Origin of the sequence: Stenotrophomonas sp. SMYL41 (assembly GCF_036319965.1) — a bacterium.
In the GTDB taxonomy this organism is placed as follows: Bacteria; Pseudomonadota; Gammaproteobacteria; order Xanthomonadales; family Xanthomonadaceae; genus Stenotrophomonas; species Stenotrophomonas maltophilia_R.
On record NZ_JAWIRX010000004.1, the window covers coordinates 300648 to 315517 of the forward strand.

The following is a 14870-nucleotide window of genomic DNA, read 5'->3' on the forward strand; positions in this document are numbered from 1 at the left end:
ATGGGAGCACTCGCCACGCTGCTGTGGCTGGCCAATGTCGTGCTCGATACCGGTGGCCAGCTCGCCTTCAAGGCCGCCGCCAGCGACCCGCAGGACGGCGAAGGATCGCAACGCTGGAAACACATGCTCAGCCGCCCCTGGCTGTGGATCGGCATCGCCTGCTATGTACTTGAGTTCGTCGCCTGGATCGCGTTCCTGTCACTGGTACCGCTGTCCAAGGGCGTGCTGCTGGGCTCGATCAACATCGTGGCGCTGATGATCGCCGGCCGCTTCCTGTTCCGCGAGAAACTCACGCCATTGCGGGTAACCGGCATGCTGCTGGTCACTGCGGGCGTGGCGGTGGTGGGGGCCGGCTCATGAGGCGCCTGTATGTGATCGGCTTCCCTCTGCTGATGGCCTTCGACACGCTGGCCCAGCTGTGCTTCAAGTATGCCGGTGATGCGGCGCTGCCGGTCGAGGCCAACACGGCATGGCTGCTGCGCGTGCTGTCGCAGCCCTGGGTGTACGGTGCCATCCTTGGCTACGTCGGTGCATTTTTCACCTGGATGAGCCTGCTGCGCCACGCACCCATCGGCCCTGCTTTCGCGGCTTCGCACCTGGAAGTGATCAGCGTGCTGCTGCTGTCGGCGTGGCTGTTGAACGAACCACTGACCCTGCACCACCTGGTGGGCGCGGTACTGATCGTGGCCGGCATCGTCTGCCTCGGCCGCGCCGAAGCGGATGACCCGCACAGCCCCGCCGAAAGCACCTCGTGAGCGGGCTGCGATGAACCTGTTCGCGCGCGAACTGCCTCCGACCGCCGGCCTGCCGATGCAGGCCAGCGACTTCCTCCCGGGGGGCGGCGACCTGCGCGACATCCTGGCCCACCAGCTCGGCACACCGCCGCTGCAGCTGACCTGTTCCGGCACCCACGCGCTGCTGATCGCGCTGCGCACCTTGCGCAAGCGTGCGCCCCAGCGCGATACCGTGATCCTGCCGGCCTACACCTGCCCGCTGGTGCCGATTGCCGTGCACAGCCTCGGCCTGCGCGTGCAACTGTGTGATACCCGCCGCGGCCACTTCGACTTTGATCCGGCACAGCTCTCGCGCCTGGCCGACGCACGCACGTTGGCGATCCTGCCCACGCACCTGGGCGGGCGCATCGCCGATGTCGAACTGGCCAATGACATCGCGCGTGGCGCCGGTGCCTGGGTCATCGAAGATGCCGCGCAGGCGCTGGGCGCCCGGGTCGGCAACAGCAGTGTCGGCCTGCGTGGCGATATCGGATTCTTCAGCCTGGCCGCCGGCAAGGGGCTGAGCCTGCACGAAGGCGGCCTGCTGGTCAGCCGCGATGACGAGCTGCGTGCCGCGCTGGCCGAACATGCCGCCGAGCAGGTGCGTTTCAGCCTGCGCTGGGAGCTGCTTCGCAGCGTGCAGCTGCTGGGCCTTGCCGCCTGCTACCGCCCCTCGCTGCTGTCGCTGGTGTACGGCAATCCACTGCGTAGCGCACTGCAGCGTGGCGATCTGGAAGAAGCAGTCGGTGACATCTTCCCGCTGGACATCCCGCAGCACCGGGTCAGCCAATGGCGGCAGAACATCGGCGCCCATGCTGCACGGCGGCTGCCTGCGTTCCTGCAGGCCGGGCGCCTGCGCGCATTGCAGCTGCGTGTGCAGCTGGCACAGCTGCCGGCCGTGGAGGTGGTCGATGGCCTGGCGGGCACCGGCGGCACCTGGCCGATGCTGATGCTGCTGCTGCCCAGCCAGCGCGCGCGCGATGCCGCGTTGGACGAACTGTGGCCGCGCGGCCTCGGTGCCAGCCGCATGTTCATCCATGCCCTGCCCGACTACGCCTACCTGCGTGGCATCGTGCCGCAGGACGACATGCCGAACGCGCGCGACTTCGCTGCACGCATGCTGACCCTCGGCAACAGCGCCTGGCAGACCCAGGAAGAGACCGCGCAGATCCTGCGCGCACTGGCTGCAGCGCAGCCCTGAAACCGCGATTTCCGGGGCATTGCGCCTGTTCAGGGCACTCGATTCCTGAACACTTTCCTCATCCTGCGGTGCAGGCTTTCAACAGGAAAGGAACGAGAAAGGCTGCCTGCCTACATTGAGCCTGCCCCGGCACCGTGCCGGACGACTTTCTCATCGACGGACCTGCCATGCACTGGAGCATCCTGTGTGACTTCGACGGCACCATCAGCCTCGAAGATGTCATCGACTCGCTGCTGGAGAAGTACGGCCAGCCGGGGTGGCAGGAACTGGAAGACCAGTGGAAGTCGGGAAAGATCGGCTCGCGTGAATGCATGCAGGGCCAGGTTCGGCTGCTGGAACTGGACCCGGCCACGCTCGACGCACACCTGGACCAGGTACAGATCGACCCGGGCTTCGCTGCCTTCGTCGCCCGCGCCGAGCAGCTGGGCCTGCCACTGCGCATCGTCAGCGACGGCCTGGACTACGCGATCCACCGCATCCTCGCCAACCACGGCCTGCCGCCGTTGCCGGTGGTGGCCAACCACCTGCGCTGGTGCGAAGACCATTGGGAACTGGAATCGCCCTACCAGGCCGAAGGGTGCCGCAGCGGTACCTGCAAGTGCACCTGCGCCGCGCAGGCACGTGCCAACCAGGCACCGCGCGTGCTGATGATCGGCGACGGCAGTTCCGACTTCTGCGTGTCCGAAGATGCCGACTTCGTGTTCGCCAAGCGTCGCCTCATCACCCATTGCACGAACGCCGGCATCGAGCATGCCGCCATCGACACCTTCCACGATGCAATCGCACTGCTGCCGCGCTTGCTCGATGGCAGCCTGCTGCAGCCACGTCGCCTCGACGCCAGCCCACCGCCCGCCGGACTGCCCCTGCTGCTGGCCACCGCCTGAGCACGCCCCCCCCTTCCCCCTTTCGAACGTCCTTCACGGAACCGAACTGCATGAACATTTTTGACAAGAACGCCGACGCCGCTGCCCTCGACGCGCAGCTGCTGGCAGACGAAGCCCGCTACAGCTCCTTCGGCGATACCGTCCACTACGTCGACCCGCCGAAGATCTTCCAGCGTGGCGAAGGCAGCTACATGTTCGACGGCGCGGGCGTGCCCTACCTCGACCTGCAGATGTGGTACTCGGCCTGCAACTTCGGCTACAGCAACAAGCGCCTGAACGACGCGCTGAAGGACCAGATCGACACCCTGCCGCAGGTCGCCAGCCAGTACCTGCACCCGACCCGCGTGCAGCTGGCCAAGACCATTGCCGTGGACATGCACGAAAAGTTCGGCCTCGACGGCCGCGTGCACTTCAACGTCGGCGGCGCGCAGGCCGTTGAAGACTCGCTGAAGATCGTGCGCAACGCCCGCGGCGGCAAGAGCCTGATGTTCGCCTTCGAAGGTGGCTACCACGGGCGTACCCTGGGTGCCTCGTCGATCACCTCCAGCTACCGCTACCGCCGCCGCTACGGCCACTTCGGCGAGCGCGCGATGTTCATTCCGTTCCCGTACCCCTTCCGTCGCCCGAAGGGCATGACCCCGGACGAGTACTCCGACCACTGCGTCTGGCAGTTCGAGCGCCTGTTCGAAAGCGAATACAACGGCGTGTGGGATCCCAAGGTCGGCCAGGCCGAATACGCCGCGTTCTACGTCGAGCCGATCCAGGGCACCGGCGGCTACGTCATCCCGCCGCGCAACTTCTTCACCGGCCTCAAGCGCGTGCTGGACAAGTACGGCATCCTGATGGTCGTCGATGAGATCCAGATGGGCTTCTGGCGCACCGGCAAGCTGTGGTCGATCGAGCACTTCGGCGTGACCCCGGACGTGCTGGTGTTCGGCAAGGCGCTGACCAACGGCCTGAACCCGCTGTCGGGCCTGTGGGCGCGCGAAGAGCTGATCAACCCGACCGTGTTCCCGCCGGGCTCCACCCACTCCACCTTCAACTCCAACCCGCTGGGCACCCGCATGGGCCTGGAAGTGCTGAAGCTGGGCAAGGAAATGGATTACGAGCGCACCGTGCCGGAAAAGGGCGCGTACTTCCTCGACGGCCTGCGTGGCCTGCAGAAGCGCCACCCGGAAATCGGCGACGTCGACGGCCTGGGCCTGGCCCTGCGCGCCGAGATCTGCCAGACCGACGGCTACACCCCGAACAAGGAACTGCTGGACCGCATGGTCGACATCGGCCTGGCCGGTGACCTGCTGCACGATGGCAAGCGCATGGGCCTCGTACTCGACGTGGGTGGCTGGTACAAGAACGTGATCACCTTCGCGCCGTCGCTGGACATCAGCTACCAGGAGATCGACCTGGCGATCACCCTGCTCGACCAGGCGCTGACCAAGGCCAAGGGCTGAGGTCGATGCGCTGCCGGTTCCCGTGCCGATGGAGATGACGTCACGCGCGTCCAGCACCGCGCTGGAACCGGCCGCGCTGCTGGAGGGCTTCCTGGCCCACCCGCCGCACGGGTTCGAGGCGGGCCGCCTTCCCAGCGGCCTGCCGACCTTCCGTGCGCCGCTGGACCTGACCACCACGATGGATGACGACCTGCGCGGCAAGCTGCTTGGCCTGCCGCTGTCGCGCCTGTGGCGGCCCTGGATCACCTGGAAGACCCGCTTCGTCGGTGCCACCAGCACCGAGTACACCCCGCTGCCCGCGCACGTCGCACCAGAGGCTTTGGCCGAGGACGTGACGCGTCACGCGACCGGCGATACCCGGCTGCTGGTGGTCAAGGACCTGGCGATCGATTCGCCGCTGCTGGACGACGCCGCCAATGCACACAGCGGTGCCTTCCTGCAGGCGCTGCTGGCACGCGGCTTCGTCGAACTGGAAGGCATGCCGCTGGCCTGGGTGGCGATCGATTTCGATTCACTCGATGGCTATCTCGGACGCCTGTCGTCCTCGCGCCGCAAGAACATCCGGCGCAAGCTGCGCTCGCGTGACGAGCTGCAGGTCGAGTGCATCGCCACCGGTGATCCGGCCCTGGCCGACCCGCAGCTGCAGGCCGAACTGCATGCGCTGTACCTGGGCGTGTACGCACAGAGCGCCGTGCATTTCGACCAGCTCGACCTGCCTTATTTCCAGTACCTGCTGGCCGACAGCCTGGGCCAGGGACGGATGTTCCTGTACCGCAACCAAGGCCAGCTGATCGGCTGGAACCTGTGCTACGTGCATGCCGGCAAGCTGGTGGACAAGTACATCGGCCTGGCTTATCCGCAGTCGCGCGAGCACAACCTGTACGCGGTCAGCTGGATGCACAACCTCGAGTACGCGCTGCAGCACGGCCTGAGCCACTACGTGGCCGGCTGGACCGACTCGCGGATCAAGGCCGAGCTGGGCGCCCGCTTCACCTCCACCCGGCACGCGGTCCACGCACGCTCGCCGCTGCTGCGCGCCGCCCTGCGCAAGCTGGCCCCGCATCTGCAGGGCGAACCTGATGGAGGCGGTTGAACGATGCCATTGCGCTCCCCGTTGATCCTGGACCTGGACGGTGGCGTGCTGCCGCTGCCCCAAGCGCAGACCCTGGCCCTGCCGCAGTGGCACGATCCGCTGCGGTTCGCCTGCAGCAATACGACGCTGGGCCGTTTCGCGGCGGAAGTGCTGGCAGCGCTGCCGGCCCAGCTCGGCACGGTGATGCTCGGAAGTGGCGACTTCCATCACCTCAGCCTGCCGCTGCTGCAGCGCATGCGCGCGCAGGAACCGTTCCAGCTGGTGGTGCTGGACAACCATCCGGACAACATGCGTTTCCCGTTCGGCATGCACTGCGGATCGTGGGTGAACGCCGCCAGCAAGCTGCCGCAGATCTCGCACATCCACGTGCTCGGCATCACCTCCAGCGACATCGGCCTCGGCCATGCCTGGGAGAACCACTGGCGTCCGCTGATGGGCAGGCGGTTGACGTACTGGTGCATGGACGTGGACGTGGGCTGGGGTCAGCGCCTCGGCATGGGCCACGCCTTCCGCCGTTTCGAGCATCCCGAAGCGCTGGTGGCCGCATTCGCCGCAGAGCAGGCGAAGTCGCCACAGCCGACCTACCTGTCGATCGACAAGGACGTGTTCGCCGAGAACGTCGCCCGCAGCAACTGGGACCAGGGCCGCTTCCAGCTGGAACACGCACTGGTGGTGATCGAAGCGCTGCGCGCCGGCGGCCTGGTCGGCAGTGACATCACCGGCGAAGTGTCGCTGGCCAACTACCGGAGCCGCTTCAAGCGCTGGCTGTCCTCGCTGGATGGCCAGCCCGACATCAGCGCCGACGATCTGCCGGTGTGGCAGGCACGGCACCAGCAGGTGAACCGTGAACTGCTGGCGGCGATGGCCGCCGTGCCGACGGCCTGCTGACCGCTTCCGGTAGTGCCGGCCATTGGCCCGGCAACTTCCTGTTCCCGGGCTCACGAGGATGCCGGCCCACAGCCGGCACTACACTGGATGCCCGCCCCATGAGCTCTCGTCATGCCCCAGACCGTCATCCCGCAACTGCGCATGCGCCATGCCGACACCACCCTACCGTTCTACGTGCAGGGGCTGGGTTTCGTGGTCGACTGGGAACACCGCTTCGAACCTGGCTTCCCGCTGTTCGCCCAGCTCACGCGCGACGGCCAGACGATCTTCCTTACCGAGCACAGCGGCGACTGCGAGGTCGGCGGCGCGGTGTACTTCATCGTTGAGGACGTCGACGCCCTGCATCGCGCCTTCAGCGCTGCGGGCGTACCCATCGAACAGCCGCCGCATGACACCGAATGGGGCAGCCGCGAGATGCTGCTGCGTGACCCCGACGGCAACCGCCTGCGCTTCGCCACCGACGCCAGCTGAACCGGGCGGCCTTGAGCTGGATATACGAAACATATACGCTTCGTATACTCACTGATCCAGGACCGCCCATGGGCATCGTCAACATCGATGACACCCTGCACGACCAGCTGCGCCGTGCCTGCACCGTCTCCAGCCGCTCGATCAACGCCCAGGCCAACTTCTGGATCCGGGTCGGCATGCTGTGCGAGATGAACCCCACGCTGAGCTTCCAGGACATCGTCGCCAGCGAACTGCGGGCAGCCGGCGTACAGCCGCAGGCGCTGGCCCCCGGGCGGGCGTGACGTGGCGATCATCAAGCGCCCCGACGAGATCGCGCTGATGGCCGAATCCGGGCGCCTGCTGGCGCAGGTGTTCGCCGCACTCGACCGGCTACCGCTGCAGGGTCGCAGCACCATGGAGATCAACGATTTCGTCGAACGCATGATCGTCGATGAGTTGCAGGCGCGACCGGCCAGCAAGGGGCAGTACGGCTTCCCGTATGTGCTCAACACCTCGATCGACAACGTGATCTGCCACGGCGTACCCAGCACCACCGACGTGCTGCGCAACGGCCAGATCGTCAACCTCGACATCACCCTGGAGAAGAACGGCTACATCGCCGATTCCAGCACCACCTACCTGGTGGGCGAGGCCAACTACGCGGCGCGCAGGCTGGTGCAGGCCACCTACCAGGCGATGTGGAAAGGCATCGCTGCGGTGCGCCCCGGCGCGCGCCTGGGCGACATCGGCCACGCCATCGCCCGCCATGCACGCAGCCAGGGTTATAGCGTGGTGAAGGAATACTGCGGCCATGGCATCGGCCAGGAGATGCACGAGGAACCGCAGATCCTGCACTACGGCCATCCCAACACCGGCATGGTGCTGGAAGAAGGCATGGTGTTCACCATCGAGCCGATGCTCAACCAAGGCAAGCCGGCCATCCGCCAACAGCCGGACGAATGGCCGGTCTACACCCGCGACGGCAAGCTGTCGGCGCAGTTCGAGCACACCGTGGCAGTTACCCGCAGCGGCGTGCGCGTGCTGACCCTGCGCCCCGGCGAAACGCCGTTGTGCGCGATGGACGCGGCCTAGAGCGGGCGCAACAGCAGCAGCGTGGCGAGGCAGAACATGAAGATCGCCACGCCGGCGTCCAGCACGCGCCAGGCGCCCGGCCTGCGGAACACCGGCTGCAACAGGCGCGCGCCATAGCCCAGCGTGCAGAACCAGGCCACGCTGGCGGCGCAGGCACCGGCGGCGAAGGCCCAGCGCAGGTCACCGGGATAGCGCGTGGACAGGCTGCCCAGCAGCACCACGGTATCCAGGTAGACATGCGGGTTGAGCAGGGTGAAGGCCAGGCAGGTCAGCAGTACCTGGCGTCCGGTGCCGCCCTGCCCCTCGGCGGCAGACAGCGCACTGCCACCGCGCCACGCCCGCAGCCCGGCCTGCAGGCCGTACCAGAGCAGGAACGCCGCGCCACCGAAACGCAGCACCTGCAGCAGCAGTGGCCACTGCAGCACCAGCGCGCCCATGCCGCCGACGCCAGCCAGGATCAGCGCGATGTCTGCGCCGGCACAGGCCAGCACCACCCTGCCCACATGGCGCTGCTGCAGGCCCTGGCGCAGCACGAAGGCGTTCTGCGCACCGATGGCGATGATCAGGCCGGCACCTGCGAACAGGCCGGCGGCGGTAGCGGCGATCCACATCAGGACAGGCCAGGCAGCAAGGGGACGCGCAGGGTGCGGCCGCCGCCCCTGTTTAGACAATCTGATTTTTCTTTATCCTGTGCAGCAAAACTGAAGAGGCTCCGGCATGGATCTGGTACATCCGCAACTGGCCGCGTTTGCCGCGGTGCTGGAGGAAGGCAGCTTCGAGGCTGCGGCACGCCGCCTGTCGATCAGCCCGTCGGCCCTGTCGCAGCGGATCAAGGCGCTGGAGGACAGGCTCGGGCAGGTCCTGGTAGTGCGCCAGGCACCGTGCCGGCCGACCGCGGCGGGTGAAGCGCTGCTGCGGCGGGTACGACCGATGCAGGCACTGGAAGCCGAGGCGCTGGCCGAGCTGCTGCCCGAGCGTGGCAGCGACGCTGCGCGCACGCCGATCCCGCTGGCGGTCAACGACGACTCGCTCGATACCTGGTTCGTACCGGCCATCGCCGACCTGCACCAGCGCCACGGTTACCTGTTCGACCTGCGCATGGACGACCAGGACCACACCCTGCAGCTGCTGCGCGATGGCAGCGTGCTCGGCGCGGTCACTGCCGAAGGCCAACCGGTGAAGGGATGCAACGTGCACCCACTCGGCGCGATGCGCTACCACGCCATCGCCTCGCCCGGCTTCGCCCGCCAGTACTTCCGCGACGGCATGCAGGCTGCGGCCCTGGTGCGCGCGCCGATGCTGGTGTTCAACCGCAAGGATGAACTGCAGTGGCGTTTCGTGCGGCGACTGACCCGCGCGCGGCTGCAGCCACCGTTACACTACCTGCCCTCCTCCACCGGTTTCGTCGAAGCCGCCGCGTGCGGACTCGGCTGGGGCATGGCCCCGGAAACCCTGGTCGCGCCCGCGGTGCGCGCCGGACGCGTGGTGGTACTGGAACCCCGTCGCTGGCTCGATGTGCCGCTGTACTGGCAGCATGCCGCCGTGCGCTCAAGCACGCTGCAGCACATCACCCAGGCGCTGCGCACTGCGGCCAGCGGCACCCTTCGTTGAGGACACACCGATGATCGCAGACCCGGGCTTCACGCCGCGCGCACTACCGTTTGCGCACTTCATTACCACTGGGACGGCATGGGCGTGATCGGCCGACGTACAAGGACGCACCGCGCGAAGGCCGTGCTGGGGCTGGCGCTGGCAACCTGCCTGCCATTCGCTGCGCCCGCGCAGAGCAACACCGACGCACCCGCATTGGACTGGGAACAGGCACGGCAACGCCTGGAGCAGGTCTCCGATGCGCTGGCCGCCGCCGACGCCGCCGTGCGCAACAAGCAGGACCTGCAGGACGCGACCCGCCTGCTGCGCCTGCCGGAGATCACCGGCGAAGTGCGCCGACTGCAGTTCCAGAAGACCCTCACCCTGCCACTGGGTTCACTGGCACCGGTGGCCGAGGCCTATGGCATCGACTCGCCGCTGTCGTTCACCGAACGCGACTGGCGTACCCGCCCGGTGGTGACCGCGGTGCTGCCGCTGTACACCGGCGGCGTGATTCCGGCCGCGCAACGTGCGGCCAGCGCCGCGCACGAACAGGCCAGTGCCGAGCGCGAAGCCCAGCGTCAATCGTTGACCGTGCAGCTGGCCCAGGCCTATTTCGGCCAACGCTTGGCCGAGCAAGCGGTGGACGTGCGCCGCGACGTGCGCGATGGCCTCAACCGCCACCTCTCCGACGCAGAGAAGCTGGAACGCGAGGGCTTCGCCACCCGCGCCCAGCGCCTGCAGGCCACCGTGGCCCGTGACAAGGCCGAGCGCGAATACCAGAAGACGGTGAACGACCTGGCCACGCTGAAGGCCGCGTTGGCCACGCTGCTGCGCAGTGGCGGCGAGGTGCAGCCGGTGTCACCGCTGTTCGTGCAGCGCGTGCCACTGGAACCGGTGGCCAGCTTCGAGCGCACCGCGCAGGCACGCCAGCCGCAGATCGCACGCCTGCGCGCGATGGTGGCGCAGGCCGAACAGGGCGTGCGCGTGCAGCAGGCCAAGCTGAAGCCGCAGATCTTCGCCTTCGGCCAGTACGACTTCCGCCGCCGCGACGAGATGCTGACCGATCCGGACTGGGCGTTCGGCATCGGCCTGAAGTACACCTTCCTGTCGCCGAACTCGCGGCCGGCGCAGATCAGCGCCGCGCGTGCGCAGCAGGACCAGGCCGAAGCGGGCCTGCGCGAGGCCGAGAACCAGGTCGCACTGGGCGTGCGCAAGGCCTGGAACGAGCTGGAAACCGCGCGCCAGCAGTACGTGCTGCTCGACAGCAGCATTGCCCAGGCACAGGAAAACCTGCGCCTGCAGGAGCTGGCGTTCCGCGAAGGCCAGGCCACCTCGCTGGATGTGATCGACGCGCGGCTCGGCCTCGGCGGCGCCCGCGTCGAGCGCGCACAGGCCGCCTACCAATACGATATTGCGCTGGCACAGTTGCTGGAGGTCAGTGGGCAGATGGACCGTTTCGAAGAGTTCCGGCGGCGTGCGGACGAGGTGATCGACCATGAGTGATGTGCTGCACGACGATGCGACGACACCCCCAGGCAAGCGCCGGTTGGGACCGATCCTGATAGTGGTGCTGCTGGTCGTGGTGGTGCTCGGCCTGTGGCTGGCCTGGCGCAGCCCGGGCGACCAGATCCAGGGCATGGCCGATGCGGACACGATCAACGTGGCCGCCAAGATCACCGCGCGCGTGGCCGAGCTGAAGGTGCGCGAGGGTGACCGCGTGCAGCCCGGGCAGGTGCTGTTCCTGCTCGACAGCCCGGAAGTGGCCGCCAAGGAACAGCAGGCACACGGCGCATTGGCCGCCGCACAGGCGGTGGCCGACAAGGCCGACGAAGGCGCGCGCAGCGAGGACATCCGCGCCGCCGAAGCGAACTGGAAGCGGGCCGAAGCCGGTGCGACGCTGGCTGAAGCCACCTACCAGCGCGTGCAGAACCTGTTCAACGAAGGGGTGATGACCCGGCAGAAGCGCGATGAAGCACATGCCCAGGCCACCAGTTCGCGCGAACTGGCCCGTGCCGCCCGCGCGCAGTACGACATGGCCTTGGCCGGCGCACGCGAGCAGGACAAGCGTGCCGCGCAGGGCCAGGTGCAGCAGGCACAGGGCGCGGTGGCCGAGGTCAACGCCGCGCGTATCGAAGTGGAAGGGCGCGCGCCGGTGGCTGGCGAGATCAACAAGCGCATGGCCGACCCGGGCGAACTGGTGCCGGCCGGCTACCCGGTGTTCACCCTGGTCGACATCGATCGCATGTGGGTGGCGATGAACCTGCGCGAATCACAGATGCAGGGCCTGAAGGTCGGCAGCAAGCTGCAGGGCAGCGTGCCGGCACTCGGCCTGGACGGCGAATTCGAGGTCTACTTCATCAACCCGGCCGGCGACTATGCAACCTGGCGTACCACCCGCCAGTCGTCCGGCTACGACGTCCGCAGCTTCGAGGTGCGGGTGCGCCCGGTACGCCGCATCGAGGGCTTCCGCCCCGGCATGAGCGTGCTGTTCGCATGGCCCCAGCACTGAGCCCTGGCCGCGGCGGCTTCGCCGCCAGCTGGCGGCGCGAGCTGTGGTCGCTGCGCGGCAACCGCGCCGACCTGCTTCTCGTCACCCTGCTGCCCCTGCTGATGCTGGTGGTGATGGCGTGGATGTTCACGCCCTCGGTGATGCGCGACATTCCGATCGCCGTGGTCGACCTCGACCACAGCAGTGACAGCCGCCTGCTGCTGCGCATGCTCGACGCCAGCCCCGGCGTGCGCGTCGCCAGCCAGCCGGTGGACCTGGAAGACGCACGTTCGCAGCTGCGCAGCCTGGACGTGTTCGCCATCGTGTTGGTGCCGCGCGACGTCACCCGGCAGGCGCTGCGCGGGCGCCAGGGCACGGTGTTCGCCTATTACAACGCCACCTACATGACCACCGGCCAGTCCGCGGCGCGCGATATCGGCGACGCGGTCTCGGCCTGGAACGCACGCCTGCTGCGCGAGCGCATCGGCCTGCAGGTCGGCCCGGCCAAGCTGCGCGCGGCACCGATCGCGGTGCAGTCGGACATCCTCTACAACCCGGCGCGCAGCTACGAGCTGTTCCTGCTGCCGCTGATCTTCCCTGCGGTGCTGTCGCTGGTGCTGGCGCTGGCAGTGGCCGGCAGCCTCGGCCGCGAGATCCGCGACGGCACCCTGCCCGCCTGGCTGGGCCGCACGCCGTGGTCGGCGATTGCCGGCAAGGTCGCACCGTACATCCTGCTGTTCTCGGTGTATGGCGCACTCGGCATCGGCTACCTGGCCTGGCTGCGCGGCGATGGCGTGGCGGGCAGCGTGCTCCTGCTGCTGCTTGCACAGCCACTGTTCTACCTGGCCACGGCTGCCTACGCGCTGTTCTTCGTCGGCGTCACCCGCGACATGGGTACCGCGCTGTCCGCAGTCGGCCTCAGCATCGGCACCGCACTGGCGTTCTCCAGCGCCACCTTCCCGGTGCTGGACGGCCCTCTGTTCACCCGCATCTGGCATCAGCTGCTGCCGCTCAGCGCCTACATCAAGCTGCAGACCCAGCAGCAGTTCATCGGTTCGCCGTTGCCGGTTTCGGTGTGGCCGCTGGCCACATTGCTGCTGATGTCGGTGATCGCCGGTGGCATCGGCGGCCTGCGCCTGATCGCCTTCGCGCGCACGCCCGAAGCCGCACAACCGGCAGGAGCCGACGCATGAGCGCATTCTGGCGCAGCCTGCGGCAGACCCTGATGGCGGTGCTGTGCGACCGCTATGCGATCGTGGTGATGGTCGGCGCGGTGATCCTGTACTCGTTCTTCTACCCGGCCGCGTACCGTCACCAGGTGGCCGGCAACCTGCCGGTGCTGGTGGTGGATGAAGACCACAGCGCGACCAGCCGCGAGCTGCTGCGCAAGCTCGATGCACTCCGTGTTGCGCGCGTGGTCGGGCAACCGACGGACATCGACAGTGCCCGCCAGCAGCTGGAAGCCGGCCACGCCGAAGGCATCGTGCTGATCCCGGCCAACCTGGAGCGCGACATCCTGCGCGGCCACCCGGCCAAGCTGGTGCTGCTCGGTAACGGCGCCTACCTGGGCCGTGCCAGTTGGGTGCTGGGCAGCGTGGCCGATGCACTGGGCGCATTCGGGCGTGAGGCGGTAGTCGGCCAGGCCGCCTTCATGGGCGCGCCGCAGGCACCACCGGTCACCCTGGTGCAGCGCCCGCTGTACAACACCCAGGAAGGCTATGGCAGCGCCATCGTGCCCGGCGTGGCCGAGCTGATCGTGCACCAGACGCTGCTGATGGGTATCGGCGTCCTGCTCGGTGGCCGTCGTCTCGCACTTGGCCGACGCCTGCGCTTCGACCTCCCGACCCTGGCCGGCATGGCGTTGGGCTTCGCCCTCATCGGCCTGTTTGGCCTGTTCTATTACGCCGGATTCACCGCCTGGGTGCAGGACTATCCGCGCGGCGGCAATCCGATGGGCCAGCTGCTGGGCGGCACCTTGTTCATCGCCGCCACCGTGGCCTTCGGCCTGTTCGTCGGCAGCTTTTTCCGCACCCGCGAACGCGCCTTCCAGTACATCATCGCCACCTCGATCCCGCTGTTCTTCTTGGCCAACCTGTCGTGGCCGGCCGTGATGACGCCACAACCGCTGGTCTGGCTGGCGCAGCTGCTACCCACCACCTCAGGCATCAACCTGATGGTGCGCCTGAACCAGATGGACGCCAGCCTGGCCGAAGTTGGCCATGAACTGATCACCCTCACCGCCCTGCTGCTGCTCTACGGCAGCCTCGCCACCTGGCGCCTCCTCGCAGAAAAGGGGACGGAGGGGATTAAGTCGTAAGCGGCCGGTTTGGGGGATTGCGACTTAATCCCCTCCGTCCCCTTTTCCTGCAATGAAGAACGCCGGCGCGGGGCCGGCGTTCGAGTACTGCGGTGTGGAAGGGGAAAACGGGGCTGCCGGCGATCGATCAGCGATAGACACGTTCGCAGCGGCGCTCGACCACGCGGTCGCCGTTCTTCTGCTGGCTGTTGCCCTGGATCTGGCGGCCGGCCGCACCACCGGCAACAGCACCTGCCACGGTAGCGAGCTTCTTGCCATTGCCGCCGCCCACCTGGTTGCCCAGCAGGCCGCCGATCACCGCGCCGGTCGCAGTACCGGCAATGCGGTTCGGATCGCGCGAGTTGCGCTGCACTTCCACGTTCTTGCAGACCACGCGGCTGCCATCGTTGAACTTGCGTCCCTCATCGCGCGGCCCATAGGTCTGCGCGCCGGCCACCGACGAAGCCGCCAGCAGGGTGCCCAGCACAAGCAATCGGGTCGAGGTCTTCATGGCCATCTCCTGAGTTCCGGTATGGCGCAAGTGTCCTCCCGCGGTTGGCAACCGGAAGTGAAATGCGCGTGTCCGCCGCCTCATTGGCCATCGCGCGTTCAGGAAGAAAATCCGCGCCCATCACGATCAGCCATCGTGATGGGCGCCGTC

Annotated in this window: 17 protein-coding genes; 15 read left to right on the forward strand and 2 right to left on the reverse strand. The window is 67.7% G+C overall.

Features of this window, described 5'->3' with window-relative positions:
* The 10 genes from V3B30_RS07215 to map all read left to right on the forward strand — a co-directional run bounded on the left by V3B30_RS07215 (nucleotide 1) and on the right by map (nucleotide 7832).
* Nucleotides 1-360: an EamA family transporter gene (locus V3B30_RS07215; RefSeq protein WP_262084545.1), complete on the forward strand. Its 360-nt coding sequence runs from the start codon at nucleotides 1-3 to the stop codon at nucleotides 358-360.
* Nucleotides 357-755, forward strand: coding sequence for a DMT family transporter (locus tag V3B30_RS07220; protein ID WP_075674983.1), 399 nt, complete (start codon nucleotides 357-359; stop codon nucleotides 753-755). Before V3B30_RS07215 ends, V3B30_RS07220 begins: the two co-directional genes overlap by 4 nt.
* A 10-nt stretch (nucleotides 756-765) precedes the next feature.
* Nucleotides 766-1974 (forward strand): DegT/DnrJ/EryC1/StrS family aminotransferase, encoded by a 1209-nt coding sequence (locus V3B30_RS07225; protein ID WP_262084546.1) that lies wholly within the window; start codon nucleotides 766-768, stop codon nucleotides 1972-1974.
* A 167-nt stretch (nucleotides 1975-2141) separates the two neighbouring features.
* Nucleotides 2142-2858, forward strand: a complete 717-nt coding sequence (locus V3B30_RS07230; protein ID WP_100471693.1) for an MtnX-like HAD-IB family phosphatase — start codon at nucleotides 2142-2144, stop codon at nucleotides 2856-2858.
* Between the two features lie 50 nt (nucleotides 2859-2908).
* The gene (locus V3B30_RS07235; RefSeq protein WP_262084547.1) at nucleotides 2909-4309 is read left to right on the forward strand and encodes an aminotransferase class III-fold pyridoxal phosphate-dependent enzyme; all 1401 of its coding nucleotides are present in this window, start codon (nucleotides 2909-2911) and stop codon (nucleotides 4307-4309) included.
* Nucleotides 4310-4337: 28 nt separating this feature from the next.
* Nucleotides 4338-5402 carry a GNAT family N-acetyltransferase gene (locus V3B30_RS07240; RefSeq protein ID WP_262084548.1) on the forward strand — a complete coding sequence of 355 codons (1065 nt, stop codon included), beginning with the start codon at nucleotides 4338-4340 and terminating at the stop codon, nucleotides 5400-5402.
* 3 nt (nucleotides 5403-5405) lie between these two features.
* Nucleotides 5406-6290, forward strand: a complete 885-nt coding sequence (locus tag V3B30_RS07245) for a hypothetical protein (protein ID WP_262084549.1) — start codon at nucleotides 5406-5408, stop codon at nucleotides 6288-6290.
* Between the two features lie 111 nt (nucleotides 6291-6401).
* Nucleotides 6402-6761 (forward strand): VOC family protein, encoded by a 360-nt coding sequence (locus V3B30_RS07250; protein WP_071228487.1) that lies wholly within the window; start codon nucleotides 6402-6404, stop codon nucleotides 6759-6761.
* 68 nt (nucleotides 6762-6829) lie between these two features.
* Nucleotides 6830-7042, forward strand: coding sequence for a ParD-like family protein (locus V3B30_RS07255; protein WP_006425741.1), 213 nt, complete (start codon nucleotides 6830-6832; stop codon nucleotides 7040-7042).
* 7 nt (nucleotides 7043-7049) lie between these two features.
* Entirely contained in the window at nucleotides 7050-7832 is a 783-nt protein-coding gene (map, locus tag V3B30_RS07260; protein ID WP_100475168.1) for a type I methionyl aminopeptidase, read from the forward strand.
* On the opposite strand, the gene V3B30_RS07265 is transcribed toward map, so the two are convergent.
* Nucleotides 7829-8443 (reverse strand): LysE/ArgO family amino acid transporter, encoded by a 615-nt coding sequence (locus tag V3B30_RS07265; protein WP_100471688.1) that lies wholly within the window; start codon nucleotides 8441-8443, stop codon nucleotides 7829-7831. The two genes, map and V3B30_RS07265, sit on opposite strands and share 4 nt — an antisense overlap.
* Before the next feature lie 106 nt (nucleotides 8444-8549).
* Here V3B30_RS07265 and V3B30_RS07270 point away from each other — a divergent pair, with 106 nt between their 5' ends.
* From V3B30_RS07270 to V3B30_RS07290, 5 genes are all read left to right on the forward strand, one after another.
* Entirely contained in the window at nucleotides 8550-9443 is an 894-nt protein-coding gene (locus tag V3B30_RS07270; RefSeq protein WP_262084550.1) for a LysR family transcriptional regulator ArgP, read from the forward strand.
* Nucleotides 9444-9521: 78 nt separating this feature from the next.
* On the forward strand, nucleotides 9522-10928 hold the full coding sequence (locus tag V3B30_RS07275; protein WP_100471686.1) for a TolC family protein: 1407 nt from the start codon (nucleotides 9522-9524) through the stop codon (nucleotides 10926-10928).
* On the forward strand, nucleotides 10921-11934 hold the full coding sequence (locus V3B30_RS07280) for an efflux RND transporter periplasmic adaptor subunit (protein WP_262084551.1): 1014 nt from the start codon (nucleotides 10921-10923) through the stop codon (nucleotides 11932-11934). The genes V3B30_RS07275 and V3B30_RS07280 overlap by 8 nt, the downstream gene beginning before the upstream one ends.
* Nucleotides 11919-13106 carry an ABC transporter permease gene (locus V3B30_RS07285; protein ID WP_262084552.1) on the forward strand — a complete coding sequence of 396 codons (1188 nt, stop codon included), beginning with the start codon at nucleotides 11919-11921 and terminating at the stop codon, nucleotides 13104-13106. Before V3B30_RS07280 ends, V3B30_RS07285 begins: the two co-directional genes overlap by 16 nt.
* Nucleotides 13103-14230, forward strand: coding sequence for an ABC transporter permease (locus V3B30_RS07290; RefSeq protein ID WP_262084553.1), 1128 nt, complete (start codon nucleotides 13103-13105; stop codon nucleotides 14228-14230). Before V3B30_RS07285 ends, V3B30_RS07290 begins: the two co-directional genes overlap by 4 nt.
* A 127-nt stretch (nucleotides 14231-14357) precedes the next feature.
* On the opposite strand, the gene V3B30_RS07295 is transcribed toward V3B30_RS07290, so the two are convergent.
* Nucleotides 14358-14726: a glycine zipper 2TM domain-containing protein gene (locus V3B30_RS07295; protein WP_005415760.1), complete on the reverse strand. Its 369-nt coding sequence runs from the start codon at nucleotides 14724-14726 to the stop codon at nucleotides 14358-14360.
* Between the last annotated feature and the right edge of the window lie 144 nt (nucleotides 14727-14870).